The following is a 1,724-nucleotide window of genomic DNA, read 5'->3' on the forward strand; positions in this document are numbered from 1 at the left end:
GTGCATGGGGGCCGGTGTCTGGCCGGGGCCGGGTGCGGGCGGCGGGAACTGCGCGCTGCCCGGACGGCCGTAGTCGCCGGGACCGCCGTAGGACGCGGCGGCGGGTTGGGCCTGCGACCCTCCCGGCGGAGGTGGCGGCGGAGGCGGGAAGGACGAGGCGCCACCGGGCGGCGGGAGCGGTGCCCGGGCCGGAGGCGGGGTGGCCGGGCCGCCATGGCCGGCGCCGGAGCGGGACGAGCGCGGCAGGGCGGCGGCCTCCTCCAGCCACCGGCTGATCTTGGCGTTCCAGTCCGCCTCGGCGGCCTCGGCGTGCGGGACCTGGAAGACGCCGAACGACTCGTCCGAGGGACGCTCCCGGTCTTCGGCGCGCAGCACGAACGCCATCGTGCGCGGGCTCGCGACGAAGCTCAGCCCGACCTTCTCGATCCGTCCCTGGTAGGACGCGGGCGGGTTGAGGTGCATCTCCTGGTGGAACGGCAGCTGCTGGGAGACGCCCCGCAGCTTGGACGACTCGAACGTGACGTTCGAGATCTGGAAGCCGAGCTGCGCGATCGCCGCGAGCACCCACTGCTGGGACTCCAGCGGCTCCACGGAGATCGGGTCGATGTCGCCGGGGTCGGGCTCCCCGGCCAGGTCGACCTCCGTGCACATCCCGATGGTGAAGCCGGGGAGTTCGTGGCCGAGCACCGTCGTGAACGGCAGCTCGTACGGCAGCGGGATGGAGAACGAGAGGTCGCGCTGCCGGCCGGTGTCCAGCCGGAAACCGCGGGTCAGGGCGCCCCGGTACACCTCCGGGCCGGCCGACTCACCGCCGTAGCCGTTCTGCATGCGCGGCATGAGCGCCAGCGTCACGTGCCGGACGTCCACGGGCCGTGTGCCGCCGCGCAGATGGACCTTGCCCGCCACGACCCCGCCGGGCTTGCAGTTCGGCTCCGACAGGATCGTGTCGACGGACGGCCCGCCGCCCGCCATCTGCCCGTAGGACAACGGCCGTTCCCCTCTTTCGACCGCGGGGGTGTCTCCCCGCGGTGCCAGCCCGCATGGGTCGTCCCGCGCGAGTTCGCCAACACGGGTTAGACCCACTCCACCATGCCATCGGTTCACCCGGCGAAGTGGAACAGCGGCCCTTTTCATCCGCCGGGTAACGAAAACCGCACCTGCCGACCGCCCAAGGACGAACAATCCGCCATGCCCGGAACCCTGTCAATCCACCACACTCCGCCGCCCCCTCCACGGCGCCCCGACCACGCCCTGCCGCACCGTGCCAGGCCGGACGGCCCGCCGCTACGAGCATGGACATCTCGATGAAGCGGGGCGTGGGGCGTTGTTCGTGGTCTGCCCGGGGGGATTGGTGGGGTGGTTCGGACCCTCATTGCGGCTCTGTCGATGGTGCGGTTGAGGTTGCGGTGACCGTCGTGGAGCCCGCCCCGGGCCGGTGGCCCACCGCCGCAGCGGGCCACCCGCGGTCATGGCCGCGCGGCACCGGCCCGCGCGCTGTGCGTGCGTGGTGCTCCGCCGCCCGGCACGAGGGCGCGCGGTGCGTACGCCGCGCTTTGGCCGGGGTCGGGCGGGCTGCGCTCTTGGCCGCGCAGGGCGACGACCCGCGCGCTGTGCGTGCGTGGTGCTCCGCCGCCCGGCGCGAGGGCGCGCGGTGCGTGCGCCGCGCTTTGGCCGGGGTCGGGCGGGCTGCGCTCTTGGCCGCGGCCGATGTGAGTGGGTCGTGC

At 74.1% G+C, this 1,724-nt stretch carries 2 protein-coding genes; both read right to left on the bottom strand.

The window, feature by feature from the left end; translation table 11 throughout:
- On the bottom strand, positions 1-987 hold a 987-nt coding region (locus E1266_RS37105), incomplete at its 3' end, for a sporulation protein (protein WP_165966376.1).
- 479 nt (positions 988-1,466) lie between these two features.
- Positions 1,467-1,724 (bottom strand): hypothetical protein (locus E1266_RS39100; RefSeq protein ID WP_207946160.1); only part of this gene is annotated, 258 nt, incomplete at its 5' end.

It is taken from the genome of Actinomadura sp. 7K534 (genome assembly GCF_004348575.1).
Taxonomy (GTDB): Bacteria; Actinomycetota; Actinomycetes; order Streptosporangiales; family Streptosporangiaceae; genus Spirillospora; species Spirillospora livida.